A 265-nucleotide genomic window follows, 5' to 3' on the forward strand; every position below is an offset into this window, starting at 1 on the left:
CGTCTCTCAATGGCGACCAAACCGAAAGAGACGCGTAAAATATAAACAATATACCAGAGCGAACAAAACTCTATATCTATATTATAGCAGTTTTTGCTCTGGTATTCATCAGAGGTGGTAAAATGAATAAAATAAATTTAGAATATGATACTCAAGTAAGTATGGTGTGGTATGAAAGTTTAGACGCTGGTTCATTTAAACAGTTCTCACAACCTAAGTGGAGTGAGCTTGTTAATAGATTAGCTATACCACAAATTAATAATAA

At 33.2% G+C, this 265-nt stretch carries 1 pseudogene; it reads left to right on the top strand.

What is annotated here, in order from left to right:
- Window positions 1-122: 122 nt before the first annotated feature.
- Window positions 123-265 (top strand): annotated as a pseudogene (locus HMPREF2846_RS14740) (mobile element-associated protein); the annotation flags it as partial.

This window comes from Staphylococcus sp. HMSC056G08 (assembly GCF_001812305.1).
In the GTDB taxonomy this organism is placed as follows: Bacteria; Bacillota; Bacilli; order Staphylococcales; family Staphylococcaceae; genus Staphylococcus; species Staphylococcus simulans.